This is a genomic window from Streptomyces sp. JLBJ103 (genome assembly GCF_058215575.1).
Genome location: NZ_CM177089.1, coordinates 4,960,146 through 4,985,456 on the forward strand (window position 1 = coordinate 4,960,146; position 25,311 = coordinate 4,985,456).

The 25,311-nt window shown below is 71.0% G+C and carries 28 protein-coding genes and 1 tRNA gene; 19 read left to right on the forward strand and 10 right to left on the reverse strand.

The annotated features are described in order from the left end of the window. Positions 1-12: 12 nt before the first annotated feature. The 13 genes from AC4BEG_RS21860 (at position 13) to AC4BEG_RS21920 (ending at position 9,760) form a co-directional block, all read left to right on the forward strand. Positions 13-804, forward strand: a complete 792-nt coding sequence (locus AC4BEG_RS21860; protein ID WP_490701439.1) for an SDR family oxidoreductase — start codon at positions 13-15, stop codon at positions 802-804. 13 nt (positions 805-817) lie between these two features. Then, positions 818-1,144, forward strand: a complete 327-nt coding sequence (locus tag AC4BEG_RS21865) for a hypothetical protein (protein WP_490701440.1) — start codon at positions 818-820, stop codon at positions 1,142-1,144. Further along, positions 1,144-1,551: a DsrE family protein gene (locus tag AC4BEG_RS21870; RefSeq protein ID WP_490707157.1), complete on the forward strand. Its 408-nt coding sequence runs from the start codon at positions 1,144-1,146 to the stop codon at positions 1,549-1,551. The genes AC4BEG_RS21865 and AC4BEG_RS21870 overlap by 1 nt, the downstream gene beginning before the upstream one ends. 3 nt (positions 1,552-1,554) lie before the next feature. After that, positions 1,555-1,950 carry a hypothetical protein gene (locus AC4BEG_RS21875; protein ID WP_490701441.1) on the forward strand — a complete coding sequence of 132 codons (396 nt, stop codon included), beginning with the start codon at positions 1,555-1,557 and terminating at the stop codon, positions 1,948-1,950. Between the two features lie 53 nt (positions 1,951-2,003). Next, positions 2,004-3,152: a beta-ketoacyl synthase N-terminal-like domain-containing protein gene (locus AC4BEG_RS21880; RefSeq protein ID WP_490701442.1), complete on the forward strand. Its 1,149-nt coding sequence runs from the start codon at positions 2,004-2,006 to the stop codon at positions 3,150-3,152. Between the two features lie 37 nt (positions 3,153-3,189). Continuing rightward, entirely contained in the window at positions 3,190-4,194 is a 1,005-nt protein-coding gene (locus AC4BEG_RS21885; RefSeq protein ID WP_490701443.1) for an ACP S-malonyltransferase, read from the forward strand. After that, complete coding sequence (locus AC4BEG_RS21890; protein ID WP_490701444.1) at positions 4,187-4,438, forward strand: acyl carrier protein; 252 nt, start codon at positions 4,187-4,189, stop codon at positions 4,436-4,438. The genes AC4BEG_RS21885 and AC4BEG_RS21890 overlap by 8 nt, the downstream gene beginning before the upstream one ends. Next, positions 4,438-4,860 carry a 3-hydroxyacyl-ACP dehydratase FabZ family protein gene (locus AC4BEG_RS21895; RefSeq protein ID WP_490701445.1) on the forward strand — a complete coding sequence of 141 codons (423 nt, stop codon included), beginning with the start codon at positions 4,438-4,440 and terminating at the stop codon, positions 4,858-4,860. The genes AC4BEG_RS21890 and AC4BEG_RS21895 overlap by 1 nt, the downstream gene beginning before the upstream one ends. Next, positions 4,857-5,342 (forward strand): 3-hydroxyacyl-ACP dehydratase FabZ family protein, encoded by a 486-nt coding sequence (locus tag AC4BEG_RS21900; protein WP_490701446.1) that lies wholly within the window; start codon positions 4,857-4,859, stop codon positions 5,340-5,342. The genes AC4BEG_RS21895 and AC4BEG_RS21900 overlap by 4 nt, the downstream gene beginning before the upstream one ends. 16 nt (positions 5,343-5,358) lie before the next feature. Next, positions 5,359-6,102: a 3-oxoacyl-ACP reductase FabG gene (gene fabG / locus AC4BEG_RS21905; RefSeq protein ID WP_490701447.1), complete on the forward strand. Its 744-nt coding sequence runs from the start codon at positions 5,359-5,361 to the stop codon at positions 6,100-6,102. A 43-nt stretch (positions 6,103-6,145) separates the two neighbouring features. After that, positions 6,146-6,880, forward strand: a complete 735-nt coding sequence (locus tag AC4BEG_RS21910; RefSeq protein ID WP_490701448.1) for a 2-hydroxychromene-2-carboxylate isomerase — start codon at positions 6,146-6,148, stop codon at positions 6,878-6,880. Positions 6,881-7,027: 147 nt separating this feature from the next. Continuing rightward, positions 7,028-7,957, forward strand: a complete 930-nt coding sequence (locus AC4BEG_RS21915) for an alpha/beta hydrolase (RefSeq protein ID WP_490701449.1) — start codon at positions 7,028-7,030, stop codon at positions 7,955-7,957. 51 nt (positions 7,958-8,008) lie between these two features. Beyond that, positions 8,009-9,760, forward strand: coding sequence for an acetyl/propionyl/methylcrotonyl-CoA carboxylase subunit alpha (locus tag AC4BEG_RS21920; protein ID WP_490701450.1), 1,752 nt, complete (start codon positions 8,009-8,011; stop codon positions 9,758-9,760). A gap of 232 nt (positions 9,761-9,992) precedes the next feature. Here the strand turns inward: AC4BEG_RS21920 and AC4BEG_RS21925 are convergent, their stop codons facing one another. Beyond that, positions 9,993-10,907, reverse strand: a complete 915-nt coding sequence (locus tag AC4BEG_RS21925; protein ID WP_490701451.1) for an alpha/beta hydrolase — start codon at positions 10,905-10,907, stop codon at positions 9,993-9,995. A gap of 270 nt (positions 10,908-11,177) precedes the next feature. Between AC4BEG_RS21925 and AC4BEG_RS21930 the strand changes: the two genes are divergently transcribed. Together AC4BEG_RS21930 and AC4BEG_RS21935 are read left to right on the forward strand one after the other, a co-directional pair. Then, a complete protein-coding gene (locus AC4BEG_RS21930) occupies positions 11,178-11,975 on the forward strand; it encodes a 4'-phosphopantetheinyl transferase family protein (RefSeq protein WP_490701452.1) in 798 nt (265 codons plus the stop codon). A gap of 67 nt (positions 11,976-12,042) precedes the next feature. Beyond that, the gene (locus AC4BEG_RS21935; protein WP_490701453.1) at positions 12,043-12,258 is read left to right on the forward strand and encodes a DUF2277 domain-containing protein; all 216 of its coding nucleotides are present in this window, start codon (positions 12,043-12,045) and stop codon (positions 12,256-12,258) included. A gap of 92 nt (positions 12,259-12,350) precedes the next feature. On the opposite strand, the gene AC4BEG_RS21940 is transcribed toward AC4BEG_RS21935, so the two are convergent. The 6 genes from AC4BEG_RS21940 to ehuB form a co-directional block, all read right to left on the reverse strand. Further along, positions 12,351-12,427: transfer RNA gene (locus AC4BEG_RS21940), tRNA-Lys, on the reverse strand. An 86-nt stretch (positions 12,428-12,513) separates the two neighbouring features. Further along, positions 12,514-13,275 (reverse strand): IclR family transcriptional regulator, encoded by a 762-nt coding sequence (locus AC4BEG_RS21945; RefSeq protein ID WP_490701454.1) that lies wholly within the window; start codon positions 13,273-13,275, stop codon positions 12,514-12,516. Between the two features lie 177 nt (positions 13,276-13,452). Then, positions 13,453-14,223 carry an ectoine/hydroxyectoine ABC transporter ATP-binding protein EhuA gene (ehuA, locus tag AC4BEG_RS21950; RefSeq protein WP_490701455.1) on the reverse strand — a complete coding sequence of 257 codons (771 nt, stop codon included), beginning with the start codon at positions 14,221-14,223 and terminating at the stop codon, positions 13,453-13,455. Positions 14,224-14,245: 22 nt separating this feature from the next. After that, entirely contained in the window at positions 14,246-14,896 is a 651-nt protein-coding gene (gene ehuD / locus AC4BEG_RS21955) for an ectoine/hydroxyectoine ABC transporter permease subunit EhuD (protein WP_490701456.1), read from the reverse strand. After that, entirely contained in the window at positions 14,893-15,639 is a 747-nt protein-coding gene (gene ehuC, locus AC4BEG_RS21960; RefSeq protein WP_490701457.1) for an ectoine/hydroxyectoine ABC transporter permease subunit EhuC, read from the reverse strand. Before ehuC ends, ehuD begins: the two co-directional genes overlap by 4 nt. Beyond that, positions 15,636-16,550 carry an ectoine/hydroxyectoine ABC transporter substrate-binding protein EhuB gene (gene ehuB, locus AC4BEG_RS21965; protein WP_490701458.1) on the reverse strand — a complete coding sequence of 305 codons (915 nt, stop codon included), beginning with the start codon at positions 16,548-16,550 and terminating at the stop codon, positions 15,636-15,638. Before ehuB ends, ehuC begins: the two co-directional genes overlap by 4 nt. Before the next feature lie 119 nt (positions 16,551-16,669). Here ehuB and AC4BEG_RS21970 point away from each other — a divergent pair, with 119 nt between their 5' ends. Next, entirely contained in the window at positions 16,670-17,179 is a 510-nt protein-coding gene (locus AC4BEG_RS21970; protein WP_490701459.1) for a DUF3830 family protein, read from the forward strand. Between the two features lie 159 nt (positions 17,180-17,338). Here the strand turns inward: AC4BEG_RS21970 and AC4BEG_RS21975 are convergent, their stop codons facing one another. Next, a complete protein-coding gene (locus AC4BEG_RS21975; RefSeq protein WP_490701460.1) occupies positions 17,339-18,763 on the reverse strand; it encodes an amidase in 1,425 nt (474 codons plus the stop codon). Between the two features lie 26 nt (positions 18,764-18,789). Further along, entirely contained in the window at positions 18,790-19,737 is a 948-nt protein-coding gene (locus AC4BEG_RS21980) for a D-2-hydroxyacid dehydrogenase (protein WP_490701461.1), read from the reverse strand. Between the two features lie 201 nt (positions 19,738-19,938). Here AC4BEG_RS21980 and AC4BEG_RS21985 point away from each other — a divergent pair, with 201 nt between their 5' ends. The 3 genes from AC4BEG_RS21985 to AC4BEG_RS21995 all read left to right on the forward strand — a co-directional run bounded on the left by AC4BEG_RS21985 (position 19,939) and on the right by AC4BEG_RS21995 (position 23,269). Further along, on the forward strand, positions 19,939-20,883 hold the full coding sequence (locus AC4BEG_RS21985; RefSeq protein ID WP_490701462.1) for a maleate cis-trans isomerase family protein: 945 nt from the start codon (positions 19,939-19,941) through the stop codon (positions 20,881-20,883). A gap of 308 nt (positions 20,884-21,191) precedes the next feature. After that, a complete protein-coding gene (locus AC4BEG_RS21990; protein ID WP_490701463.1) occupies positions 21,192-21,929 on the forward strand; it encodes a maleate cis-trans isomerase family protein in 738 nt (245 codons plus the stop codon). A gap of 218 nt (positions 21,930-22,147) precedes the next feature. Beyond that, entirely contained in the window at positions 22,148-23,269 is a 1,122-nt protein-coding gene (locus AC4BEG_RS21995; RefSeq protein WP_490701464.1) for an LLM class flavin-dependent oxidoreductase, read from the forward strand. Positions 23,270-23,404: 135 nt separating this feature from the next. On the opposite strand, the gene AC4BEG_RS22000 is transcribed toward AC4BEG_RS21995, so the two are convergent. Continuing rightward, positions 23,405-25,306, reverse strand: coding sequence for a putative bifunctional diguanylate cyclase/phosphodiesterase (locus AC4BEG_RS22000; RefSeq protein WP_490701465.1), 1,902 nt, complete (start codon positions 25,304-25,306; stop codon positions 23,405-23,407). Between the last annotated feature and the right edge of the window lie 5 nt (positions 25,307-25,311).

A 25,311-nucleotide genomic window follows, 5' to 3' on the forward strand; every position in this document is an offset into this window, starting at 1 on the left:
GGCGGACGACCGATGATCACCTCACTCGAAGGGTCCTGGTGCCTGGTCCTCGGCGCCTCCAGCGGGATGGGCCTGGCCATCGGCCATGAGCTGGCCCGCGCGGGCGTCAACATCCTGGGCGTGCACTTCGACACCGCCGACGGACAGGAGAAGGCGGCCGTCGCCCGCGAGGAGATGCGCGGCCACGGCGTCCAGGCACACTTCTTCAACGCCAACGCCGCCTCCGCGCGGACCCGTGAGGAGCTGCTGCCGCGGTTCACGGAGCTGACCGGGGACACCGGTATCCGCGTGGTCGTCCACTCGCTGGCGTTCGGCACCCTGCTGCCGTACATCGCTCAGGACGGCGAGGAGGAGATGACCTCACGTCAGATGAACATGACGCTCGATGTGATGGCCCACTCCCTCGTCTACTGGACCCAGGATCTGTTCACCGCCGGACTGCTCCGCCAGGGCGCCAAGGTGTACGCCATGACCAGCGCCGGAGGGACCCGGGTGATGCCCAGCTACGGTGCCGTGTCCGCCGCCAAGGCCGCCCTGGAGTCCCATGTGCGCCAACTTGCCCTGGAGCTGGCCCCCTCCGGAATCGCCGTCAACGCGCTGCGCGCCGGGGTCACCCTGACCCCGTCCATGCGGCGGATCCCCGACAGCGAGCGGGTCGCCGCCTACGCCACCGGCCTCAACCCGCACCGGCGGCTGACCCGGCCAGAGGACGTGGCCGAGGCCGTCTCCCTGCTGTCCCGCACCGACTCCTCGTGGATCACCGGCAATGTGATCGGGGTCGACGGCGGCGAGATCCTGACCTGACGAGGACACGCACATGACTGACCATCTGCTCATCGAGAGCGGCGGACCGCAGACCGGGCCCGCCTGCGAGCGGTTCGTCGGCGACGCGGTACGGCTGGCCGGGGACGGCCACCGGGTGGTGCTGTTCCTCGTCGAGAACGGGGTGACCGCCGCCCTGCCCGGAGCCTCACCGGCCGTCGCCGCCCTGCTGCGGGACGGCGGCGAGCTGTGGGTGGACGCCTTCTCGGCCGCCCAGCGCGCCCTGCCCGCCGACGATCTGCTGCCCGCCTCCCGGATGGTGGAGATGGACGACGTGGCCGCCAGGCTGCTGGCGCCCGGGGTGCGGGCGGTGTGGCACTGATGCCCCGGCCCGTGCCCCGTACCGATGTGCTGCTCAACCTGCTCGGCGCGCCGCACCAGACCGATCTGGTCACCTCCGCGCTGCGGCTGGCGACCGCGCTGCTCGACCGCGGCGCCCGGGTGCAGATCTGGGTGTGCGGCGACGCCACCCGGCTGACCAGTGCCGCGCTCGGCGACACCGCGCCGCGGGACCTGTCAGAACCGGGGCGCGAACACCCCTCAGTGGCCCGGGTCGTCCGGGATCTGATCGCCGATCACCCGGACCGGCTGTACTGGTACGTCTGCCGCTTCTGCGCCGATCAGCGCGGGGCGGCCGAGCAGATCCCCGAGGTGCGCAAGCGGGCGTTGTTCGTCTTCGCCGAGCATGTCCGCGCCGCCGACAAGGCCCTGTTCATGGGGGTGTGCTGAGCCATGGCGGACCAGGCGCGCTGGCTGCTGATCGTGGAGAAGGCGTACCGGGGCTCGGTCGAGACCCAGTTCGCCGACGCCCTCTACGTCGTCCCCGAACTCCACCGGCAGAGCGGTGGCTGCGATCTGGTGCTGCGCGGCCCCGCGGCCGGATACGCCCTCGCCACCGACCTCACCCCGGAGTTGCGGATCGGCGGCCGGACCCTGGCCTCGCTGCCCGACCCGGGCGCCTCGGTGACCCGGGTGATGGCGGCCGGGGTGACCGTCATGGTCGAGGAGGACGGGCTGACCGCGCTGGGGCGCACCGCCCGCGAACGGCTGCTGCCGGGCGTACGGGTCATCGAGGGCGGCGCCCTGGCGTCCCGCTGGCCCGCCTATGAACAGGTGTGGTTCCTGTGACCGCGCCCGCTGACCCCGCCACCCCCGCCATCCCCGAAGGAGTCCACGGATCCATGAACGCTGCCGCCGCGGCCGTCCCGGTCATCTCGGCCTGGACCGCCGTCTCGCCCCTGGGACTGAGCGGGGCGGACTTCACCACGGGGCTGCGGGCCGGCCGGAAGGCCGGGACCGCGCTGGACCCCGAGGAGTGGTCCGTGCCGTTCCAGGAGGCGTGCCTGGTCCCCGGTTTCCGCATCCGGGAGATCCTGGGCCGCAAGGGCACCCGCTCGATGGACCGGGCCACCGGTCTGGCCGTGACCGCGCTCCGCGCGCTGCTGCACGGTGAGAACGGCGAGCACGGCGAGCATGCCGACAAGGGGCGGAACGGCGGCGCGGGCGAACGGCTGCCGGGCGTGGGCGAACACACCGGACTCGCCCTGGGCACCAGCACCGGCAGCGCCCAGAGCATCATGGACTTCACCCGTGACTCGCTGGTCAGCGAGCGGCCGTTCTTCGTCGATCCGGCCCGCTTCCCCAACACGGTGATGAACTGCGCCGCCGGACAGTCCGCCATCTGGCACGGGCTCAAGGGCCCCAACACCACCATCGCCGGGGGCCGCGCCACCGGACTGCTCGCGCTCCAGTACGCGCTGCGGCTCCAGCGCGCCGGACGCGCGGGCCCGGTGCTGTGCGGCGCGGTGGAGGAGTTCTCCTCCGCCCGCGCCTGGCTGGAGTGGCACGCCCGTGCCGACCAGGACGCCGCCGCCGTCCTCGGCGAGGGCGCGGCCGTCTGGCTGCTGGAGCCGGAGGCCACCGCGGCCGAGCACGGCCGCCGGGCCCTCGCCGAGGTCGCGGGGCTGGAGTTCGGCTGCGCCCCCGGCACGGACGCCGTCCGCACCGTGCTCGCCACGGTGATCCGACGGCTGCTGGACCGTACCGGGGTGACCCCCGGCGAGGTGCGGATGCTCGCCGACTCACGGGCCCCCGGCGCCGAGGGCGAGGCCGAACGCGCCGCCCTCGCCGAGGTCTTCGACGGACAGCAGCCGCCCGTGATCTCCGCCGCCGACCTCATCGGCGACACCTGCGCCGCTTCGGCGGCCTTCCAGATCGCCGCCGTCCTCGCGCTCGCCGAGCGCAAGGACCTCGCCCCCGGCGGGCACGCCCTGGTCACCTCGGCCGACCGGGACGGCGTTGTCGGGGCGGCCCTGCTGCGGATCCGGTGACGGCCGGCCGCCCCGAGCGCACAAGGAGTTGGTTGATATGACGGTGCGAGACCTGACGGCCAAAGAGCCGGCGGACACCCCACCGCGCACCGCGCTGGTCTTCCCCGGCCAGGGCGCGCAGAAGGCCGGCGTGGGCGCGTTCTGGCGGGATGCCCCGTCCTGGCCGCTGGTCGCCGGGATCTCCGAGTACACCGGGATCGACGTCGAGGAGCTACTGCTCAAGGCGGACGAGGAGACGCTGCGCCGGACCGACCTCGCCCAGATCGCGGTGTTCACCACCGAGGTGCTGGTGCACCGCGAGGCCAGCGAGGCTGGGGTGCTGGGTGAGGTGGTGGCCTGCGCCGGGCACAGCCTGGGCGAGTACACCGCGCTCTACGCCGCCGGGGCCGTACCGCTCGCCGACGCCGCCCGGCTGGTCGCCGCCCGCGGCCGGGCGATGCGCGCCTGCGCCGACCGCTCGCCGGGCACGATGGCCGCCGTGGTCCGGCTCGGCGCGGAGACCGTGGAGGCCCTGGTCGCGCGGGTCCGGCAGGAGGGTCCGGAGATCTGGGTCGCCAATGTGAACGCGCCCGGCGCGATCGTGGTCTCGGGCACCGCCGAGGGCGTGGACCGGCTCGCCGAGCTGGCCGTCGAGGCCGAGGGCAAGGTGATCCGGCTCGCCGTCGGCGGCGCCTTCCACAGCCCGCTGATGGCCGCCGCCGCCGACGAGTTGCGCGAGGCCCTGGCCGCCGTGCACTTCGCCCCGGAGCACCTGCCCGTCGTCGCCAATGTGGACGCCCGCGCGTACCGCACCGGCGAGCGTTGGCGGGAGCTCGAACTCGACCAGCTCACCAGCCCGGTGCGCTGGGAGGAGAGCGTCCGCACCCTGGCCGGGGAGCTCGGCTGTACCCGGTTCGTGGAGCTCGGCCCCGGCCGCCAGCTCACCGGGATGATCCGGCGGACCGCCGCGGGGGCCGTGACCGTACCGGTCGACTCGCCCACGGCGCTCGCCAAAGCCACCACCGTCCTCGCCGATGCGAATGGAGACACCCCCCATGGCTGACACCACCACCCTGGACAAGGAAGAGCTGCGCACGTTCGTCGCGGATGTGCTCGATGTGGAGGAGGAGGACGTCACCGACGACGCCGACTTCGTCAAAACCCTCGGCGTCGACTCGCTCATGGCCCTGGAGGTCATGGTCGTCCTGGAGAAGAAGTACGCGGTGAAGCTGGAAGAGCAGGAGATGAAGGACATCACCTGTCTGCGAAAGGTCTACGACCTGCTTGTCTCGAAGCTGGAGAAGTGATGACGACGGCGTCCGCGTGCGGACCGGTCGACGGCACCGTGGACGTCGTCGAACCCGGCGATCCCGGTGAGCGCCCCGCCCGGTGCGAGGTCCGGATCCCGGAGACGGAACGGGTGCTCGCCGGGCACTTCCCCGGCTTCCCCATCCTCCCCGGGGTGTGCGTCGTGGAGTACGTCCAGCGCGGCGCACTCGCCACCCTGCCCGCGCCGGACCGGCGCTGGCGGCTCGCGGCCCTGGAGTCCTCCCGTTTCCTCAGCCCGGTCTACCCCGGCGACACCCTCAGCTGCGAACTGAGCTGGACCCGGGAGGGCGAGGACTGGCGCTGCCGGGCTCGGGCCGCCACCGGCCGCGGCCCGGCGGCGCAGATCCGGCTGCGCTTCACCGAGCGGGCCACGCTGACGGAAGCGGGAGCCGCCGGATGATCGGGGTCGGTGAGATCAAGCGGATCCTGCCGCACCGCTATCCGATGCTGCTGGTCGACCGGGTCACCGAGGTCGTCCCCGGCGAGCGGGCCCGCGGACTGAAAGCGATCACCTGCAACGAGCCCTGGTACGCGCAGGTGCCGGACGACGCGCCCGAGGAGGACTACCACTACCCGTGGACCGTCCTGCTGGAGTCCTGGTGCCATGTGGCCGGGGTGCTGGTGGCACGGGAGCGGCCCAACCCGGACGTCCGTACCGGGATGGCCATGCTGCTCGGCGGGGTCACCGACGCCGGGTTCCACCACCCCGTCGTCCCCGGCGATGTGGTGGAGCACCACGTACGGCTGGCCCGCCGGGTCGGCGACACCTATGTCTTCGAGGGCGAGAGCCTGGTCGGGGACGCGACCGCCCTGACCGTCGGGCGGCTGACCATGACGATGCGTCCGGCGTCCGAGCTCACCGATGCCCCCGCCGGCGCCTAGGGAGGAACCACACCGCATGTCCGACAACGAGCGACGGGTCGCACTGGTCTCCGGCGGCTCCCGCGGAATCGGCCGCGCCACCGTGCTGCGCCTGGCCCGGGAGGGGTACGACGTGGCGTTCTGCCACGGCTCCAGCCCCGAGGCGGCCCGCGCCCTGGAGGAGGAGGCGGCCGGTCTCGACGGCGGTCGGGTGCTCGGCCGGCAGACGGATGTCCGGGACCTGGCGGCCGTCCGGGACCTGGTGTCCTTCACCGAGGACGAGCTCGGTCCCATCGATGTCGCGGTGACCTCGGCGGGCGTCACCCGCGACAATCCGCTGCTGCTGATGAAGGACGAGGAGTGGCGGGGCGTCATGGACGTCAATCTGGACGGCACTTACCACGTCTGCCGTTCCGTGGTGTTCGGAATGATGAAGCGCAAGTCCGGGTGTGTGGTGACCATATCCTCGGTGGCAGGGGTGTACGGCCATGCCACCCAGAGCAACTACGCCGCCTCCAAGGCCGGGATCATCGGCTTCACCAAGTCGCTCGCCAAAGAGGTCGGACGGTACGGCATCCGGGCCAATGTGGTCGCCCCCGGCTTTGTCGAGACGGACATGACGGCCTCACTGTCGGACAGTGTGCGGAAGGAGGCGGAGCAGAGCATTCCGCTCCGCCGCTTCGGCCGCCCCGAGGAGGTCGCCGACATGGTCGCCTACCTGACCGCCGCGGAGTATGTGACCGGCGCGGTGTTCCAGGTCGACGGCGGCGTGGTGATCTGAGCGGAGCACGATGGGACCGGACGGACCGACGAGGGGGACGGACGTGGCAGCCAAGCGCAGCAAAGTGCCGCGCTTCTATTTCAATTTCCGCAGCCCGTACAGCTGGATCGCCTACCGTGACCTGATGGGCCGCTATCCGGATGTCGCACAGGCGGTGGAATGGCACCCCTGGTGGGAGCCGGACGCGGATGGTGAGCGCCGGATGGCCGAGCGGCGCCGCCGCTTCCCGTACACGGCGATGTCGCGGGACAAGCATCTGTACGTCCTCCAGGACGTGCGCAGGCTCACCGCCGACCGCGGACTCACGGTCACCTGGCCGGTGGACATGGACCCGGTCTGGGAGGTGCCGCATCTGCCGTACTTCCTCGCCGTCGACGCGGACCTCGGCCCGGCGTACATCGAACGCGTCTACCGGGCGCGCTGGGAAGAGGGCCGGAACATCTGCGACCGGTCGACCGTCGCGGAGATCGCCGAAGAGCTGGGGCTCCCGGCCGGTCCGCTGGCGGACGCGGCCGACGACGCCGAGCTGCGCGGCGGACGGGGGCTCGCGGCACTGCTCGCGCTGAGCGAGGACGGGGCGTTCGGGGTGCCGTTCTTCACCCTGGGCTACGACAAATACTGGGGCGTGGACCGGCTGTCCGTCTTCGCCGACGCGGTCCGCTCCCGGGGCGCCTCCGGTACCGGGTCCGGGCCGCCGCCCGGGGAGGTACCGCCGAGCGGCGCGGACTTCGCCGCGGTCCGCTCCGGCGACCAGGGCCACGCCGGAGGGTGCGGCTGACCCCGTATCCCGCCGCGTCCCCACGCCGACTCCTGGGGCCGCTCGGTGCCGCGCCGCCCACGGGCGAGCGACCCCCCACCCGACCCGACCTGAGACGAGACCGCCCTGACCGCCCACGGACACTCCATCCCCTCCCGGAGGACGCAGATGCCCGAGCCACGCCAGAAGCCGGTGCGGCGTCCCTCGCCAGTGGCCCGCGCCCTCTCGGCCGTGGCGCTTCCGGTGGCCCCGCTGTACGGGGCCTGCCTGGCGTATCGGGCCTTCCATCCGCGCAACCGCGTACAGCCGGCGGACCCGGGCGACCGCGGACTGCCGTACACCGAGCTGAAGATCCCCTTCACCGCCCGGAAGTACGTCCACGCCTGGCTGTGCCCCGGGTCCACGGACCGGGTGGTGGTGCTCGGGCACAGCCTGGGGACGAGCAAGGACCGCAGCCTCGCCCATGCGCGGTTCCTGCACGACGCCGGATACACCGTCTGCCTCTTCGACCACCGCAACCACGGCGCCAGCGGCGACGACCGCGCGCTGCTGGGCCTGGCCGACCGGTTCGCCGCCGATGTCATCGCCGTGGTGGAGTGGCTGCGCGGAGGGCACGGCTACGCCACCGCGCGGATAGCCGTCTACGGCTTCGCCTTCTCGTGCTTCTCGTCCATGTGGGCGCTGACGCACGACGGGTTCGAAGTCGACGCGCTGGTGTGCGACAGCGGGCCGGGACACGATGTGGCGCCGCTGCTGCGCAAGTTCCTGGAGGCGGAGGCGCTGCCGATATCCGCCCCGCTGAGCGCGGAGCCGTCCCGTTCGGTGGTGACCCGGACCCTGTGCACCGTGGGCCCGGCGATGGTGCGGGCGCAGTGGCCGCCTCCGGTGTCCGGCACGTTCGCCAAGATCCCCCTGCTGTTCATGTCCGGCGAGTACGACGCGATCGTGCCGCCGTCCTCGGTGGACGCCCTGGCCGAGCGCTACGACCAGGCCGAGACCCACGTCCTGCCGGGTGCCGAGCATCTGCTCGGGCTGGAGACCGATCCCGAAGGCTACGCGAGCGTGGTACTGGATTTCCTCGAGCGGGCCCTGGGGTAGCAACCTGACCGTCCTCGCCGGGACGGTACTTCTGAAGAGGGAAGAGAGAGCATGCAGAAGGTGCTCATCGCCAATCGTGGCGAGATCGCTGTCCGTGTTGCCCGTGCCTGTCGGGATGCCGGGATCGCCAGTGTGGCCGTCTACGCCGATCCGGACCGGGACGCTATGCATGTGCGCGCGGCCGACGAAGCCTATGCGCTGGGCGGTGACACCCCGGCGGCCAGCTATCTCGACCAGGCCAAAGTCCTGACCGCCGCCGCCGAGTCCGGCGCCGACGCCATCCACCCCGGCTACGGATTCCTCTCCGAGAACGCCGACTTCGCCCAGGCCGTCCTCGACGCCGGGCTGACCTGGATCGGCCCGCCCCCGCAGGCCATCCGCGACCTCGGCGACAAGGTCGCCGCCCGCCACATCGCCCAGCGCGCCGGCGCCCCCCTCGTTGCGGGCACCCCCGACCCCGTCTCCGGCGCCGACGAGGTCCTGGACTTCGCCCGCGAACACGGCCTGCCCATCGCCATCAAAGCCGCCTTCGGCGGCGGCGGACGCGGCCTGAAGGTCGCCCGCACCCTGGAAGAAGTCCCCGAACTCTACGACTCCGCCGTCCGCGAGGCCGTCGCCGCCTTCGGCCGCGGCGAGTGCTTCGTCGAGCGCTACCTCGACAAGCCCCGCCACGTGGAGACCCAGTGCCTGGCCGACACCCACGGCAATGTCGTGGTCGTCTCCACCCGCGACTGCTCCCTCCAGCGCCGCCACCAAAAACTCGTCGAAGAGGCCCCGGCGCCGTTCCTGAGCGAGGAGCAGAACGCCGAGCTCTACCGCGCCTCCAAGGCCATCCTGAAGGAAGCCGGATACGTCGGCGCCGGAACGGTGGAGTTCCTCGTCGGCAACGACGGCACCATCTCCTTCCTGGAGGTCAACACCCGCCTCCAGGTCGAACACCCGGTCACCGAAGAGGTCACCGGCATCGACCTGGTCCGCGAGATGTTCCGCATCGCCGACGGCGAAGCCATCGGCTACGACGATCCCCCGCACCGGGGCCACTCCTTCGAGTTCCGCATCAACGGCGAGGACCCGGGCCGCAACTTCCTGCCCGCGCCGGGGGCGGTGACCACCTTCGTCCCGCCGATGGGTCCGGGGGTGCGGCTGGACGCGGGGGTGGAGTCGGGGAGTGTGATCGGTCCGGCGTGGGACTCGCTGCTGGCGAAGCTGATCGTCACCGGCGCCACCCGTACCCAGGCCCTCCAGCGGGCTGCCCGTGCGCTGGCGGAGTTCCAGGTCGACGGCATGGCCACCGCCATCCCGTTCCACCGGGCCGTGGTGACGGACCCGGCGTTCACCAGTGACCCGTTCACCATCCACACCCGCTGGATCGAGACCGAGTTCAACAACACCATCGCCCCGTACGCCCCGACCGGCACCGACGAGGCCGAGGAGACCGGCGCCCGCGAGACCGTGGTCGTCGAGGTCGGCGGCAAGCGTCTTGAGATCTCCCTCCCGGCCGTCCTCGGTCTGGCCGTGGCACCGACGGACGCGGCGGCCAAGAAGCCGAAGCGCAAGGCGGTCAAGAAATCGGGTTCGGCGGCCTCGGGTGACGCGCTGGCGTCCCCGATGCAGGGCACGATCGTCAAGGTCGCCGTCGCCGAGGGCGACACGGTGGCCGAGGGCGACCTCGTCGTGGTCCTGGAGGCCATGAAGATGGAACAGCCCCTCAACGCCCACCGCGCGGGAATCGTCAAGAACCTGAACGCGAATGTCGGTGCCTCGGTCGGCTCGGGCGCGGTCGTCTGCGAGATCAAGGACTGAGCCATCCACCTTTGACCGGAGTGTGCAGGCTCCTGCCCGTATCGGGTGGGAGCCTGCCCGTTTTCTTATGTCATCTTTCTGCCAGATGCTGTGCCAGAGGGCGCGGGTGACGGACTATGGAAATGCAGGTGCATCGGTTCTCCCCCGTCACGGGGGCGGGGGAGACCGTAAGGCCCGTTCGCCCGGCGATGACCGATTCGGCTTCTGGGGCGCCCGACTGAGACTGGAGCGCTCAGTCCTTGAGGGTTCGGTCCAGGAAGCCCAGGACCGTGTCGGCGTAGACGTCCGGCTGGGTCTTGATGCCCTGGAGGTGCCCGGTGTCCGGCAGTGTGTGCACCTCGGCCAGCGGATAGCGCTCGCCCAGCGCCCGTACCCCGGAAGCGGGGATCATGGTGTCGTGCTCACCGGCCAGGAAGAGCATGGGGGTCCGCTCGTACGCGCCCTCGGCCGCCGGGGGCCACTGCACTCGCAGCATCGCCACCGCCGACGACGAGGCGACCTTCTCCAGCACGGCGCGTGAGGGCCCGGACCGCAGCGGGCCCGGGACCGGCAGCCCGTCGGAGGCGACGAAGTTCCGGAACAGCGGGGCCAGTTCAAGGGCCGGGCCGCTGTCGCAGACCACCGCGTCCACCGGGCAGTCCTGCCCCCTGCGGAGCATGTAGAAGGAGGGGAAGGCGGAGATGGAGAAGCCGTAGATGGCGATCCGAGCCGCGGCGTACTCCTCCTGTGCGCGCAGGTACCGGACCACGGCCACCACATCGTCGGTATGACGGTCGCTCATGCCCCAGCAGGCCCGGTCGGTCACGCTCTTGCCGTGGTTGCGGTGGTCGAAGAGGGCGATCGTGTAGCCCGCCTGGTGCAGCAGCTTGGCCTGGGCCAGGCTCGCGGACTTGCTCAGCCCCAGCCCGTGGCCGAGCACCACCACCCGCTGGGGATCGCCGGGGCAGAGCCAGACATGCAGCCCGCGCCCCTTGAAGCCGTCCAGCTCCACCGTGACATCGGTGCTGTCGATGCCCAGGTCTGCGGGGGTCTTGTGATGGCGTTTGCGTGGCGGGTGATAGATGAAGTACGAGAGGAACGCCCCGTACAGCGGTGCCACCGGGAGGGTGACCGCGGAAGCCGCCTTCTTCAGGAATCCCGTCGCCATGTCGCAAACCCCCATCACCGGTTGTGCACGGACGTGCGCGATCGTAGTGCCGCGGCCCCCTGGTCGGGGCGGTCGCGAGGTGAACGTGTCCTAACTCACCGTGTGCTGCGGTGCGGCAACACCGCGTCGCCGTAAGGGCGTTGGACCAGGGCGGGAGGGTCGCGGCGACAGCTTCCTGCCGTGCCGCCGGACGGGTGAGCCGGGTCCGCCCCTGTACCGTCGTCCCGACGGGACGCCGGATGGCGACGAGTTGCGCGGAGGAGCCGAACAGTGCCGTTCACCAGCCCGGCCGACCCCACCCGGAATCCCGGGTCCTGGGGGCCGGCCCGTGCCCTGCCCCGCCCGGAGGACCGGCCCGCCCCCGGTGAGGTGGCCGTCTGGCTGCTGCGGATACCACCCGCCGTCGCCGCCGCCGAGGAGGCCGCCGGAGTTCTGGACGAGCGGGAGCGCGAGCGTGCCGCGCGCTTCCGCCACGCCACCCTGCGGGAGCGCTATGTCGCCTCGCACGTGGGGCTGCGCACTCTGCTCGGCGGCTATCTCGGGACCGACCCGGCGGAGGTGGAGTTCACCCGGGAGACCTGCGGAATGCCGGACTGCGACAAGCCCCACGGCCGCCCCGCCCTGGCCGGCGACCCCACCTTGGCTTTCTCCCTCTCCCACGCCGGGGACGCCGCGCTCTACGCGGTCGCCGGGGTGACCGTCGGCGCCGATATCGAGGGGCGCGAACCCCGGCGTGCGGGCACCCGGCTGACCGGGCTGATCGGCCAGCTGCACCCCGGGGAGCGGGCGGCGATCGACGCGCTCCCCGAGGAGCTGCGGGAGGAGGCGTTCCTCAGCTGCTGGGTGCGCAAGGAGGCGTATCTCAAAGGCATCGGCACCGGACTGCCCGGGGGCTTGCGCAGCCATTACGTCGGCCTCGCCGAGGGGCTGGCGCCCGCGGACGCGCCGCCCGGCCCGGACGGCTGGACGCTTGCCGACGTCGACGCGCCCCCCGGCTACCACGCGGCGGTCGCGGTGCGCGGCGACCGGGCCCCGGTCGTCACGGTGGGCGGGCTGCTGCTGGGCTGAGGGCCGAGGGGTGCCTCCGGGCCGCGGGCCCGGGGGGCTGTCGGTGCGGCGGCGTACCGTCGGGGGTATGTGCAGATCCATCAAGACACTCCGCCCGCCCTACGCCGAGACCGTCACCGAGGAGGACATGCGCGCCGCCGCGCTCCAGTACGTGCGCAAGATCTCCGGCTTCCGGCAGCCCGCCGCGCACAACGCGGAGGCGTTCGACCGCGCGGTCGAGGCGGTCACCGCCGCCACCGGGGAGCTGCTGGGCTCGCTGGAGGTGCGTGGCGGGGCGCGCTGAGCGGCGGCCATGTCATGAGCCACATCATGGCCCCACAACGCGTCCGGGCGTCCTCGGAAAACCGAGAACGCCCAGGTCAGCTGCTTGATCATTGGTGCGCCGCCAGGGACTCGAACCCCGGACCCGCTGATTAAGAGTCAGCTGCTCTAACCAACTGAGCTAGCGGCGCCTGCTGACGACGTAAATACTACCCGGTGCCGGAGGGTGCTTCTGACCACCGGGCGCGGGACCGGACCGGCCGGGCTGGGCCCTGTCCTAGATGGTCAGGGAGAGCAGCATCGGGGCCGCTTCCCGGTTGAGGGTGTAGGCGGCCTGGTGCAGCCGGTGGGCATGCTCCAGCGGGAGCGAGAGGGCGAGGCAGCCGACCGACTGGCCCGCGGTGATCGGCACGGCCGCGCAGACGGTGCCGACCGCGTATTCCTGGAGGTCGAGCACGGGCACGGTGGCGGGCTGGCTGTCCAGCTTGCGGAACAGCACCTTCTCGTTGGTCGTCGTGCGGGAGGTGAGCCGCACCGTCCTGTGGCGGGACAGATGGTCCCGGCGGCCGTCGTGGTCGAGCTGGGTGAGCAGGCATTTGCCGGCCGCCATGGCATGGGCCGCGGACCGGAAGTCCACCCACTCGTTGACCCTGGGCATCCGCGGGCCGTCGGCGTACTGCGTGATCTTGACTTCGCCGTCGACATAGCGGCTGAGGTAGACGGCGGCCCCCACCGAGTCGCGCAGCGTGGCCAGCGACCGCTGGAGCTTGTCGTCGACGGCGTGGACGCGGCCGACGGCGGCGGAGCCGAGCAGCATCAGGGATTCGCCGCCGATGTACGCCCCGTCGCCGACCTGCTCCACATAGCCCTCGCGGCGCAGCATCCGCAGCAGCTCGGTGAGCTGGTGGGCGGGTAGCCGGGTCTCGCGCGCGATGACCGTGTCGTCCACGCCGCCGGAGTGCTTGGCGACGACCTCCAGGATGCGGAGGGCATGCTGCACCGAGTGGAATGGCGCGGTCGGCTCGGGCTTGAGCGCCACGGTGTCCCCCCTCGCAGGTTGTGACCGCTTACCACGATAGCCGCCAAGGGCTGTGCGGGGAGCGGGTGTTGAGCATTTTGGCGGGGTCTGCGCACCCCGTCAGCAGCGGGGCATTTCCCCGGCATATGCCATGAGCATGCCCCCACCGTGATCGGCGGGGGCATGGTGTCTCTCGGGCTAGAGAACCGCGCTCAGGAACTCACGGGTCCGCTCGTGCTCCGGCTCGGTGAAGATCTTCTCCGGCGGGCCGGACTCGATGACCCGGCCCGAGTCGAACATCAGGACGTCGTCCGAGATGTCCCGGGCGAAGTTCATCTCGTGGGTGACACAGAGCATGGTGATGTCGGTGGTGTGGGCGATGTCGCGCAGTACGTCCAGCACCCCGGCCACCAGCTCCGGGTCCAGCGCCGAGGTCACCTCGTCCAGCAGCATCACCTGCGGGCGCATGGCCAGCGCCCGTGCGATCGCCACCCGCTGCTGCTGTCCGCCGGACAGCTGCGTCGGATAGGAGTCGCACTTGTCGCCGAGGCCGACCAGGTCGAGCAGCTCCCGCGCCCGCGCCTCGGCCTCGTCCTTGCTCAGCCCCAGGACGTGCACCGGGGCCTCGGTGATGTTGCGCAGCACCCGCATATTGGGGAACAGGTTGAACTGCTGGAAGACCATGCCGATCTTCTTGCGCACCTCGCGGGTGTGCTTCTCGCCCGCGGGGACGAGCTTGCCGGCCTTGTCCTCGTGGGTGAGGTACGCCCCGTCCACCTTGATCGTGCCCTCGTCGGGCTTGAGCAGCGTCATCAGCAGCCGCAGGATCGTGGTCTTGCCGGAGCCGGACGGGCCGATCAGGGTGACGTGCTTGCCCGAGGAGACCGAGAAGTCCAGGTTGTCCAGGACGACGTTGTCGCCGAAGCGCTTGGTCACCTGGTCGAAGCGGATCAGTTCACTGCCGTCCACGGCAGGATTCGTGTGGTCGGTTTCAGTGGCCAAGACGACGCTCCAGGGCTCGCATGAGAAGGGATGCCGGATAGGCGATGAGGATGAAGGCGATGCCGACCATCGTGAACGGCTCGATGTAGTTGAAGGACGCGGAGCCCTCGGCCCGCGCCTTCTGCAACATGTCGACAACGCCGATCAGCGCGAGCATCGGGGAGTCCTTGAGCATCGCGATGACGTAGTTGCCCAGGGCGGGCACCACGCGGCGGATCGCCTGCGGCAGGATCACCGCCGTCCAGGTGCGGCTGCGGGAGAGGCTGAGCGCGGTGGCCGCCTCCCACTGGCCCACCGGCACACCGTCGATACCGGCCCGGTAGACCTCGGCGGTGTACGTGGAGTAGTGCAGCCCCAGCGCGATCACACCGGTGGTGAGCGCCGAGAACTTGATGTCCCAGGTGGGCAGCACATAGAAGAAGAAGAACAGCTGGACCAGCAGCGGGGTGTTGCGGGTGAACTCCACGACCGCCGCCACCGGCCAGCGTACGAAGCGGCTGGGGGAGCGGAAGGCCAGCGCCCACACCAGGCCCAGTGCGAACGCCAGCACCGAGCCGAGGGCGGTGGCCTCCAGCGTGATCAGCAGTCCATCGCCCAGCTCCGGGAGAAAGTCCTTGGCTACGTCCCAGTTCCAGTTCACTGGACCCCACCTCCCGTGATCAGGTTGGACGACTGCTCGGCCTCCTGGCGGGGGGAGAGCTTCTGGGTCACCAGCGCGCCGCGCTTCTCCGGGATCTGCCCGATGCCCGCCTTGGCGCGCCGCTCCAGCATCCGCATCAGCCGGGTCAGCACGAAGGCCAGCACGAAGTACATGACCAGGATGATCGTGTAGATCTGGGCGCTCTCACCGGTCGCCAGCCGGGAGAGCTGACCGGCGAAGGTGATGTCGGCGACGTTCACCGCGGAGACCAGGGCCGTCCCCTTCAACAGCTCGATGAGCAGGTTGTTGAAGGGCGGGATCATCTCGGGTATCGCCTGCGGCAGGATCACCCGGCGCATCCGCTGCGCGGGGGTGAAGCTGAGCGCTATGGCCGCCTCGCGCTGGGCCGGGGCCACGGAGGCGATGGCACCGCGCACGATCTCCGAGCCGTAGGCGCCGTAGGTGAGGCCCAGTGCCAGCACCGCCGCCCACATCGGGAACAGCTGCCAGTGGAAGGCCAGCGGCATCACGAACGCCAGCCAGAACATCAGCACCAGGGCCGAGGTGCCGCGGAAGATCTCCACGTAGAAGCCCGACAGAAAGCGGACGATCCACAGCGGTGAGGTGCGCGCCAGCCCTATGCCGAAGGCCACGACGGTGGCGAAGGCGGCGCTGTACAGGGTCAGCTGGATCGTGATCCAGACGCCCGGGAGGAGCCAGTGTTCCCACAGTCCGGCTGTCATTTGCACAGCTCCTCTGCGGTCAGATCGGTCATCTCTTCCTTGGTGAAGCCGAACGGCCGCACGATCCGGAGCAGTTCGCCGCTCTTCTTCAGCTTGTGCAGCTCTTTGTTGAAGGCGTCGCGCAGCTTCGTCTCCTCCGGTCGGAAGGCGAAGCCGCCCGCCCCGATGTCCGGCTTGCCGTCCACATAGGCCTGGAACGGCTCGGTCGCCTCCGCCCGCCGGCTGTTCCGCTGCTTCACCACGTTGTGGACGGTCACGGTCGTGCCCGCGAAGACATCGGCCCGGCCCTGCTCCACGGCCAGCAGACCGGCCAGCTGATCAGGAAGGATCAGCATGTCGCTCTGCTTCACCCCGGCGGCCTCCGCGTAGCCGATCTGGGCATAGGCGGTACCGGAGGCCATCTTGGCCTTCGATTTCGCGATGTCGTCGTAATTGTGGAGATTCTTCGGATTCCCCTTGCGCACGATGAACGCGTCACGCATGCGGTAGTCGGGGTCGGAGAAGATCACCTGAGCGCAGCGTTCCGGATTGATGTACATCCCCGCCGAGACCACATCGAACTGCTGCGATCGCAGACCCGGGATCAGTGACCCGAACTCGGTCGGCACCGGCTGGACCCTGTCCACGCCCAGCCGTTTGAAGATGACTTTCGCGATTTCCGGTGCTTCACCGGTGAAATCGCCGTTTTTGTCGATATAGCCGAATGGGATCTCCCCCGCGATTCCCAGCCGTACCGTGCCCTGCGACCGCAGCCGCTCCAGCAGATTGCCCCCGTCCTTGGCACCAGAGCTGGACACCCGGCTACAGCCGGCCGCGCCCAGCAGACCCAGGGCCGCGCCGCCGGCCAGAAGTGAGCGGCGCGCAAGCCCTTTTCCTCTGCTTTCGATGTCGTTCCCACGTGGTGGAGCCATGGGCGCGCGACTACCCGACTCGGCGAAATGTATGCAGGCTGTTTCCAGCCCTTGATGTAGTCGATGCTGGGTATACCCCTACGACAGTATTGGCTCCGAACTGACCTGGAGGAATGTCCATGGTTGACCGAGCTGACCGGTTCATCGAGGTCTCGCTCGACAAGCGCGGGGTGACCTGCACGGCGAAACTCCTTGACGATCGTGCGCCGATCACCTGTGAGGCGGTCTGGAACGCGCTCCCCCTGGGGGGTGATGTGTATCACGCCAAGTACGCGCGGAACGAGATCTACACGTTGCTGCCGCCGTTCGCCCCCGAAGAGCCCCCGCTCGAGAACCCGACGATCACCCCCATCCCGGGCGATCTGTGCTACTTCACCTTCACGGACACCCAGCTCGGCACCAAGTCCTACGGTTACGAGACGGAAGCCAAGCACCAGGGGCGTAGGCAGGTCATCGACCTCGCGCTCTTCTACGAGCGGAACAACCTGCTCATCAACGGTGACGCGGGATGGGTGCCCGGCATCGTGTGGGGGACCGTCGTGGACGGCCTGGACCGTATGGCCGACGCCTGCCAGGACCTGTGGCGGGCCGGTGCGCTGGGGGAGACCCTGAACTTCCGCCGGGCATGACGTATCGCCGGACGGACCCGGTCGGTCCGTCCGGCGCACGATGACGCTTCGGAGCTCAGATGGTCGGCGTGGTCCCGGACGCCGCGGGGCTGAGGGGGCCGGCGTGGTTCCGAACACCGCGGGCTGAGGTGGTCGGCGTCGTCCCGGACGCCGCGGGGCTCAGGCGGCGGGTGGACGTACGCCGTCCGCCAGGCCCGCTTCGTACAGCGCGTGCGCGGCCCGCAGCACCAGCGCGTCCGCATGGCGCGCGCCCACCAGTTGCACCCCGATCGGCAGCCCCTCCGAGGACAGCCCGCACGGCATCGACGCCGCGGGCTGCTGGGTGAGGTTGAACGGATAGGTGAACGGCGTCCAGCCGGTCCACCGGGTGTGCTCCGAGCCCGGCGGCACCTCGACTCCCGCCTCGAAGGCGGTGATCGGCATGGTCGGGGTGACCAGCAGGTCGTACGCGGAGTGGAACCGGCCCATGGCGTGGCCGAGAGCCATCCGCACATCCACCGCCGCCAGATAGTCCAGCGCGCTGTACGCCGCGCCCTGGGCACAGATCTCACGCAGCCCCGGGTCCAGCAGCTCCCACTGCTCCTGCTCCAGCGGCTGCACCACCCGGGCGGCGCCGCTGAACCACAGCGTGTGGAACGCCTCCACCGGATCCTCGAACCCCGGGTCGATCTCCTCGACCACCGCGCCCAGCCGCTCCAGCAGGTCCACCGCCCGCCGGACCGCCGTGGCCACCTCCGGGTCCACCGCCGCCGTACCGCCGAGCGCGGGGCTGTAGGCCACCCGCAGCCCGTCCACTCCGCCGCCGCCCGCCGCGATCGCGTCACGGAAGCCCGCACCGCCCTCCGGCGGGGGCGCCAGCTGGGACCAGTCACGCCAGTCCGCACCGGAGATGACATCCATCAGGAGCGCCGCGTCGGCCGCGTCCCGGGTCATCGGTCCCACATGGGCCAGGGTCCCGAAGGCGCTCGCCGGATAGAGCGGAACCCTCCCATAGGTGGGTTTGAGCGCGAAGATGCCGCAGAAGGACGCCGGGATGCGGACCGAGCCACCGCCGTCCGTCCCCAGGCTCAGCGGACCCGCGCCCAGCGCCACCGCCGCCGCGCTGCCGCCGCTGGAGCCGCCCGCGGTCCGCCCCGGGTCGTACGGATTGCCGGTCACGCCGTGGACCGGGCTGTCCGTGACGCCCTTCCAGCCGAACTCCGGGGTGGTCGTCTTGCCCACGAACACCGCGCCGTGCTCCCGCAGCCGGGCCACCGAGGGCGCGTCCTCGTCCCACGCCCGACCCTCCGCGCGCACGGTCCGCGAACCGCGCAGCGTGGGCGCACCACGCTGCAACAGGATGTCCTTCACCGACACCGGCACCCCGTCCAGCAGCCCCATGGGGGCGCCGCGCCGCCACCGCTCGGCGGACTCCTCCGCCTGCCGCAGCGCCTCCTCGGCGTTCATCCGGCAGAACGCGTTGACCTCGGGCTGGATCTGCTCGATCCGCTGGAGGGCGGCCCGGGTGGCCTCGACGGGGGACAGCTCACCGGAGGCGTACCGCTCCAGGAGCTGAACAGCTGTCAGGGCGTGGATATCGGTCATCCAACTCTCCGTTCGGGGTCGTGCGTTCAGTCCACCGGTACGTATCCGAGTCGCTTGTCGACGACGTTGAGCAGCGGCTCACCCGCGGCCCAGCGGTCGTAGTTGTCCTGGAACTGCTCGGCCAGATGATCACGCCAGCCGACCGTGTCGCCGCTCATATGGGGCGAGACGAACAGCTCCGGCACATCCCACAGCGGATCGTCGGCGGCCAGCGGCTCCTGCTCGAAGACATCCAGCGCCGCGCCGGCGATCTGCCGGGCGGTCAGGGCCGCCGAGAGGTCCTTCTCGACCACCAGGGGGCCGCGGCCGACATTGATGAACCGCGCGGTGGACTTCATCCGGGCGAACGCGGTCCGGTCGAACATCCCGCGGTTGGACTCGGTGAGCGGCGCCGCGCACACCACCCAGTCGGCCCGGGAGAGCAGCTCGGGCAGCTCGTCGCCGCCGTGCACCCCCTCCCGCGCGGTGCGCCCGACCAGATCGACGACCACGCCGAGCGCGGCCAGGGTGGAGCCGATGGCCCGGCCGATGGGGCCCGCGCCGACGACGACCGCGCGGCTCCCTGCCAGCCGCATCGTCTCGCGGTGCTGCCAGCGGCGCTGCCGCTGGAGCTCCCAACTCCCGTGGAAATCCTTGGCCATGGCGATGACCAGGCCCGCGACATACTCGGCGATCGGCTGCTCGAAGACACCGCGGGCGTTGGTCAGCACGGTGTCGGAAGCGGTCAGTTCCGGGGACAGCAGCCGGTCGACGCCCGCGCTCGCGGTGTGCACCCAGCGCGGCCGGGGCCCCTCACCGGGCCAGGCGTCGCGGACCGCGTCGGAGGTGAAGTCCCACACCAGGAGCACATCCGCGGTGGGGAGCCGTTCGGGCAGGGAACTCTCGTCGCAGACCACGACCCGGGCCCGGCCGGCCAGCCGGTCCAGCCGGATCGGAGGCTGATCGCCGAAGACGACAACAGTGGTTTCGGACATAGGCGGGAAACCGTTTCGAAATGTGGATGGGTTTGGCTGAACCTAGCCTGGGCAGGCGCCTCAGTTTGCAGGATTGACCACGCTAGGCAGCGGAAACTACCGTCGTCAACAACGGCATCTGTTCCGGCGTCCCGGCATCAGGCCGGCAACTCTGTATCTCTGGCCAATGGTCCAGCCCTCCGTTCTGATTTGGGGCTCGATATGGACGTCTCCTTCCTCGGTGGCCCACACCCGCAGCTCGGCGTGGGTGTCGTAGCACCGTTCGACTTCGCTCTCGACCGAGAGCTATGGCGCTGGGTTCCGGATGAGGTCTCCCTGCACCTCACCCGGACCCCTTTTGTGCCGGTCGAGGTCAGCCTTGACCTGGCACGCCTTGTCAGTGAGCACGAGACTTTGCACGAGGCGGTGCGGGCGCTGAGCGCGGTCGCACCGGAGGTGGTGGCCTACGCCTGCACCTCCGGCAGCTTCGTCGGCGGTGTGGCCGGCGAGCGCGCGATGTGCGCGGCCATGACCCAAGCGGGGGAACTTCCCTCGCTGACCACCTCGGGTGCCTTGCTGGAGGCGCTGCACGAGATCGGCGCGCGACGGGTAGCGGTGGTTACGCCGTACACCCGGTCGGTGACCGATTCGCTGGAGGAGTACCTCGGTGAGGGCGGTATCACCGTCACCGGGCGTGCCTATCTCGGACTGACCCGGCACATCTGGAAGGTGCCCTACCGCGACGTGGTCGACATGGCGCGGGAGGCGGTGGTCGGGTCCACCGACGCGCTGTTCATCAGCTGCACCAATCTGCCGACGTACGACGTGATTCCGCAGCTCGAGGCGGAGCTGCGGATGCCGGTGCTGTCGGCCAACCAGGTGACGATGTGGGCGGCGCTGCGGGCGATAGGCGCCCGGGCCGTCGGGCCGTACCAGGCGCTGCTGGACCCGGCTGCCCGGTCCGGTCCGGCGGGGATGTCCGCGTCGTCGCTGAGCGCGCCGGTCGCCGAGCAGGTGGCCGATGCCGAGCCGGAGCCCGAGGCGGCGCTGGCGGGGGCGACGTCACCGGGGCCGGACATGGAGCCCGGGGAGCTGGATCCCGGGTTCGGCCCCGGGATCGGGGAGGGCCCGTACCTCGACGACGCGGGCGGCCCGCCGCCGGTGTGACCCGCCGCCGGTGTGAGGTGTCCGGGCGAACCCGTGGAACGGGGTGAGGGGCTGGACGGTCACTCGTTCGGCCTCTTGGTCGGTGCCCGGATCGTTTGGTGACCGGGACGGTTCCGCGGGGTGGGTCCGCCGGGTGGTCCGCGGGTCGTCTGTCGGGTGGTTCGCCGAGTGGTTCGCCGGGTGGTTCGCTGGGTGGTTCGCCGAGTGAGAGGGAACCCGGCGGGCGTCCGCGGTGTACAAGAAGTGACAGAGCAGGGGCGGCGCTCACGGGGGTCGCCGGTTAGGAGGCAGTGCTAGTGGTAGCGGACATGACGCATCCGGTCCCGGACACGGTGGGCTTTCTCTACCCGGGATATTCCGCCGAGGACGACTATCCGCGCCTGGAGGGCATCCTGGGCGACGGCGTCCGGCTCCCTCTGGTCCATACCGATATCGGTGAGGACGCCCACCGGGTGGACGCGCTGCTGGAGATGGGATCGGCCCGGCGGCTGGCGGCCGGGGTCGGCGAGCTGAAGGAGCGCGGCGCCCGGGCCGTGGTCTGGGCCTGCACCAGCGCCAGCTTCGTCTTCGGCTGGGAGGGCGCGCATGAGCAGGTGCGCGAGTTGGGGGAGACGACTGGGCTGCCCACCTCCAGCACCTCCTTCGCCTTCGCCCATGCGGTGCAGGTGCTCGGCGCCGAGCGGGTCGCCATCGCCGCCACCTATCCGGAGGATGTCGCCGAGCTCTTCCGGGCCTTCCTCAAGGCGGCGGGCGCGGAAGTGGTCTCCACCCGGGGCAGCGGCATCATCACGGCCGCGGAGGTCGGCACCTGGGGCCGTGATGAGGTGCTGCATCTGGCCCGTGCCGGAGACCACCCCGAGGCGCAGGCGGTGCTGCTTCCGGACACCGCGCTGCACACCGCCGCCTGGCTGCCCGATCTGGAGGAGGAGTTGGGCAAGCCGGTGCTCACCGCGAACCAGGTCACGGTCTGGGAGGGGCTGCGGCTGCTGGGCCGTGAACCGGTTCATGACCGGCTGGGCACGCTGTTCGCCAAAGCCGGGCGCTGACAGCGGCGGGGATACCGAACGGGCTTGGCGCACCGCGGAGTTCGGGTCCGCGAGGGTCCCCGCGCATGGTGGCTTCCGTGGTGGCGGGGGCGGCCAGGTCGTTTCGTCCGTCCGCCGGGAATAAAGCGGAGACGTTCTCCGGTTGTCCGAGTTGCTGTGCCGTGGGCTGCCCCGTGACAACAGCGACCGGACAAGAGCGACCAGGGAGGCGGGCCACCGTGGCCGATGAGCGGGACCGGCAAGACGAACAGCGCGACACCGTCCGGGGCGAGCCCCTTGGCAGCGCGCCCGTACCCCTGTCGGTGCTCGATCTGGCGACCGTCGGCAGCGGGGTGACCGCCACCCAGGCGCTGAAGACCTCCGTCTCGCTCGCCCGGCTCGCCGAGCGCCGTGGGTTCCACCGCTTCTGGGTGGCGGAGCACCACTCCATGCCCGGTGTGGCCAGCTCCTCCCCGGCCGTGATCCTGGCTCATCTCGCCGCCCACACCGAGCGCATCCGGCTCGGCTCGGGCGGGGTGATGCTGCCCAACCACGCCCCGCTCGTTATCGCGGAGCAGTTCGGCACCCTGGAGGCGCTCGCCCCCGGCCGGGTGGACCTCGGGCTCGGCCGGGCGCCCGGCACCGACGGCGCCACCGCCGCCGCACTGCGCCGCACCGACCGGCTGCGCGAGGGCGCCGACGAGTTCCCGCAGCAGCTCGCCGAGCTGATCCGGTTCCTCGACGACGACTTCCCGGACGGCCACCGCTATGCCCGGATCCACGCGGTGCCCGGACCCGTGCAGGGCTCCGTCCCCGGCGGGGTGCAGTCCGCCGACCGGCCCTCGGTGTGGCTGCTGGGGTCCAGCGGGTTCAGCGCCCGGCTCGCGGGCACCCTCGGGCTGCCGTTCTCCTTCGCCCACCACTTCTCCGCCGCGAACACCCTCCCCGCGCTCGATCTCTACCGCGAGACCTTCCGCCCCTCCGCCGTACTGGACCGGCCGTATGCCTCGATCGGCGTCTCCGCACTCGCGGCCGAGGACGGCAAGGAGGCCCATCGCCAGGTGCTCACCGGCGCGCTGTCCATGATCCGGCTGCGCACCGGCCGCCCCGGTCTGGTTCCCACCCCCGAGGAGGCCGAGGCATATCCGTTCAGCGAGCTCGAGCGCGACTTCGTGGACAGCTGGCTGGCCAATGTGGTGTACGGGACACCGGACGAGGTCCGCGACGGGCTCGACGGGCTGGTCAAGCGGACCGCGGCCGATGAGCTCATGATCACGTCCACGGCGCACGGCCGTGAGGCGCGACTGAGCTCCTACGAGCTGATCGCCGACGCCTACGGCCTGCCGGACAAGGACGCCTGACCGCGGCCGCCCGGCCGCGCACGTCCGAGCGTGGACGCCCGATCGCAAGCGCCCGACCGCTGACGCCTGACCCCGGATACTCGATCGCAAACGTCCGGCTGTGGCCGGACGGCCGCGGACCGGTGTACCGCGGCGCTATGACGCCGCCGAGGACGGCGTGGACGTGGAAATCATGGCTTGGATGCGGTCCGGCGGCACCGGGCGGGAGTAGAACCACCCCTGCCCGGTGTCGCAGCCGATCCGCCCCAGCCGCTCCGCCTGCTCCGCGCTCTCCACACATTCGGCCGTCACCGTCAGCCCCAGCCGGTGGGCGAGTTGCACCAGCGCCTCCACGATCGTCTCGTCCGCCGGGTTCGGATGCTCCGCCGTCCGGAAGCCCTGCACGAATGATCCGTCCAGTTTGAGCGTGGAGACCGGCAGCCTGCTGAGATAGGCCAGGTTGGAGTAGCCGGTCCCGAAGTCGTCGATGGCGATCGCCACCCCCATGTCGCTGAGCTGCTGGAGCGCCTGGAGCGGACGTCCGGCCGAGCCCATCACCGCCGACTCGGTCAGCTCCAGTTGCAGCAGATGTGGGGGCAGCCCGGTCTCCTGGAGGATCGCGCCCACATCGGCGACCAGGTCCGAGTCCCAGACCTGGCGGACCGCCACATTGACGCTGACCACCAGCGGACGCAGCGGATGGGCCCGCTGCCAGGCGCGGGCCTGGTGGCAGGCGCTCCGCAGCACCCACCGGCCGAGCGGCACGATCGCGCCGTTCTCCTCGGCCAGCGAGATGAACCGGTTCGGCGACAGCCGCCCGAACTGCGGATGGTCCCAGCGCACCAGCGCCTCCACCCCGTGCACGATCCCGTCGACCAGCCCCACCAGCGGCTGGTAGTCGAGTACGAACTCCTCCCGATCGACCGCCGGGCGCAGGGTGCTGGACAGCGCCTGACGGGTCATCCGGTGGGCGTTGCGCTCGGGGTCGAAGAGGGTCCAGCGCGCCTTGCCGTCCTCTTTGGCCCAGTACAGCGTGGTGTCCGCGGCCTGCATCAGCCAGGTGGTGTGGGTGCCCGCGGCGGGCCGCTCCACCACGCCGATGCTCGCCGACACCGACAGCCGCTGGCCCACCACGTCGAACGGCCGCTGGAGCGCGGCCAGCACCGACCGGGCCAGTTCACAGAGCTGTTCGGTGCCGGTGGAGTTCTGTACCAGCAGGGCGAACTCATCCCCGCCGAGCCGTGCCACCAGATGGCCGCCGGGCGCCGCGCATTCGGTCAGCCGCTGGGCCACCGCGCCCAGCAGCCGGTCGCCGATCCGGTGGCCGAGGGTGTCGTTGACCGCTTTGAAGCCGTCCAGATCGAGATAGCACAGCCCGATCCGGCCGGTGCCCTCCTGATCGTAGGCAGCCGACTCCAGCGCCGAGGCCAGCCGCTCGAAGAAGAGATGGCGGTTGGGCAGCCGGGTCACCGGATCGTGCAGTTGGAGATGGCGCAGCCGCCCCTGGAGGTCCCGCCGGTCGCTGATGTCCGCCATCGACAGCAGCATGCTGCAACTGTCCGCGGCGGGCTCGACGGTGACCTCGGCCCACAGCGCATGGCCGTCGGTGTGCTGGAGACGGCGGGTGCAGCACAGCCGCGCCCGGCGGCCGCACAGCACCTCGCGGTACTCGCTCCAGGTCCGCGGATCCTCCCGCAGATCGGCCAGCTCGGCGGCGCTGCGGGTGGCCAGCAGCGCCGGATCGGTGCCCAATAACGCGCCGAGCGCCGGGTTGGCGTCCAGCACTCTGCCTTCGCGGTCGACAACGGCCATCGCCAGCCGGGCCGCGTTGAAGGCGGCGCGGTAGTCGGCGGGCACGGCGCTCGGGGGAGCGCCGCTGCCGGGGCCGGGTGCGCCGGAGCCTTCCCCTGAAGGTGGAACGCTGGGCGCCGCATTACGCTCTGTGATATTCGGCAGTGTCGCGCCGGGCGCGCGGCCCTGCCCGTCGGGGGTTCCGCTCACCGCTCGCTCCCACGTGGCGTTCGTCGTGGCCAGGTCTGTCGTACACGTCTTGCGCATGTCTC

Bases quoted from the DNA above. Each gene is read 5' to 3' on its own strand.
- AC4BEG_RS21860 (WP_490701439.1), top strand. From the start codon at position 13: ATGATCACCTCACTCGAAGGGTCCTGGTGCCTGGTCCTCGGCGCCTCC.
- AC4BEG_RS21865 (WP_490701440.1), top strand. From the start codon at position 818: ATGACTGACCATCTGCTCATCGAGAGCGGCGGACCGCAGACCGGGCCC.
- AC4BEG_RS21870 (WP_490707157.1), top strand. From the start codon at position 1,144: ATGCCCCGGCCCGTGCCCCGTACCGATGTGCTGCTCAACCTGCTCGGC.
- AC4BEG_RS21875 (WP_490701441.1), top strand. From the start codon at position 1,555: ATGGCGGACCAGGCGCGCTGGCTGCTGATCGTGGAGAAGGCGTACCGG.
- AC4BEG_RS21880 (WP_490701442.1), top strand. From the start codon at position 2,004: ATGAACGCTGCCGCCGCGGCCGTCCCGGTCATCTCGGCCTGGACCGCC.
- AC4BEG_RS21885 (WP_490701443.1), top strand. From the start codon at position 3,190: ATGACGGTGCGAGACCTGACGGCCAAAGAGCCGGCGGACACCCCACCG.
- AC4BEG_RS21890 (WP_490701444.1), top strand. From the start codon at position 4,187: ATGGCTGACACCACCACCCTGGACAAGGAAGAGCTGCGCACGTTCGTC.
- AC4BEG_RS21895 (WP_490701445.1), top strand. From the start codon at position 4,438: ATGACGACGGCGTCCGCGTGCGGACCGGTCGACGGCACCGTGGACGTC.
- AC4BEG_RS21900 (WP_490701446.1), top strand. From the start codon at position 4,857: ATGATCGGGGTCGGTGAGATCAAGCGGATCCTGCCGCACCGCTATCCG.
- fabG (WP_490701447.1), top strand. From the start codon at position 5,359: ATGTCCGACAACGAGCGACGGGTCGCACTGGTCTCCGGCGGCTCCCGC.
- AC4BEG_RS21915 (WP_490701449.1), top strand. From the start codon at position 7,028: ATGCCCGAGCCACGCCAGAAGCCGGTGCGGCGTCCCTCGCCAGTGGCC.
- AC4BEG_RS21920 (WP_490701450.1), top strand. From the start codon at position 8,009: ATGCAGAAGGTGCTCATCGCCAATCGTGGCGAGATCGCTGTCCGTGTT.
- AC4BEG_RS21925 (WP_490701451.1), bottom strand. From the start codon at position 10,907: ATGGCGACGGGATTCCTGAAGAAGGCGGCTTCCGCGGTCACCCTCCCG.
- AC4BEG_RS21935 (WP_490701453.1), top strand. From the start codon at position 12,043: ATGTGCAGATCCATCAAGACACTCCGCCCGCCCTACGCCGAGACCGTC.
- ehuC (WP_490701457.1), bottom strand. From the start codon at position 15,639: ATGACAGCCGGACTGTGGGAACACTGGCTCCTCCCGGGCGTCTGGATC.
- ehuB (WP_490701458.1), bottom strand. From the start codon at position 16,550: ATGGCTCCACCACGTGGGAACGACATCGAAAGCAGAGGAAAAGGGCTT.
- AC4BEG_RS21970 (WP_490701459.1), top strand. From the start codon at position 16,670: ATGGTTGACCGAGCTGACCGGTTCATCGAGGTCTCGCTCGACAAGCGC.
- AC4BEG_RS21975 (WP_490701460.1), bottom strand. From the start codon at position 18,763: ATGACCGATATCCACGCCCTGACAGCTGTTCAGCTCCTGGAGCGGTAC.
- AC4BEG_RS21980 (WP_490701461.1), bottom strand. From the start codon at position 19,737: ATGTCCGAAACCACTGTTGTCGTCTTCGGCGATCAGCCTCCGATCCGG.
- AC4BEG_RS21985 (WP_490701462.1), top strand. From the start codon at position 19,939: ATGGACGTCTCCTTCCTCGGTGGCCCACACCCGCAGCTCGGCGTGGGT.
- AC4BEG_RS21990 (WP_490701463.1), top strand. From the start codon at position 21,192: ATGACGCATCCGGTCCCGGACACGGTGGGCTTTCTCTACCCGGGATAT.
- AC4BEG_RS22000 (WP_490701465.1), bottom strand. From the start codon at position 25,306: ATGCGCAAGACGTGTACGACAGACCTGGCCACGACGAACGCCACGTGG.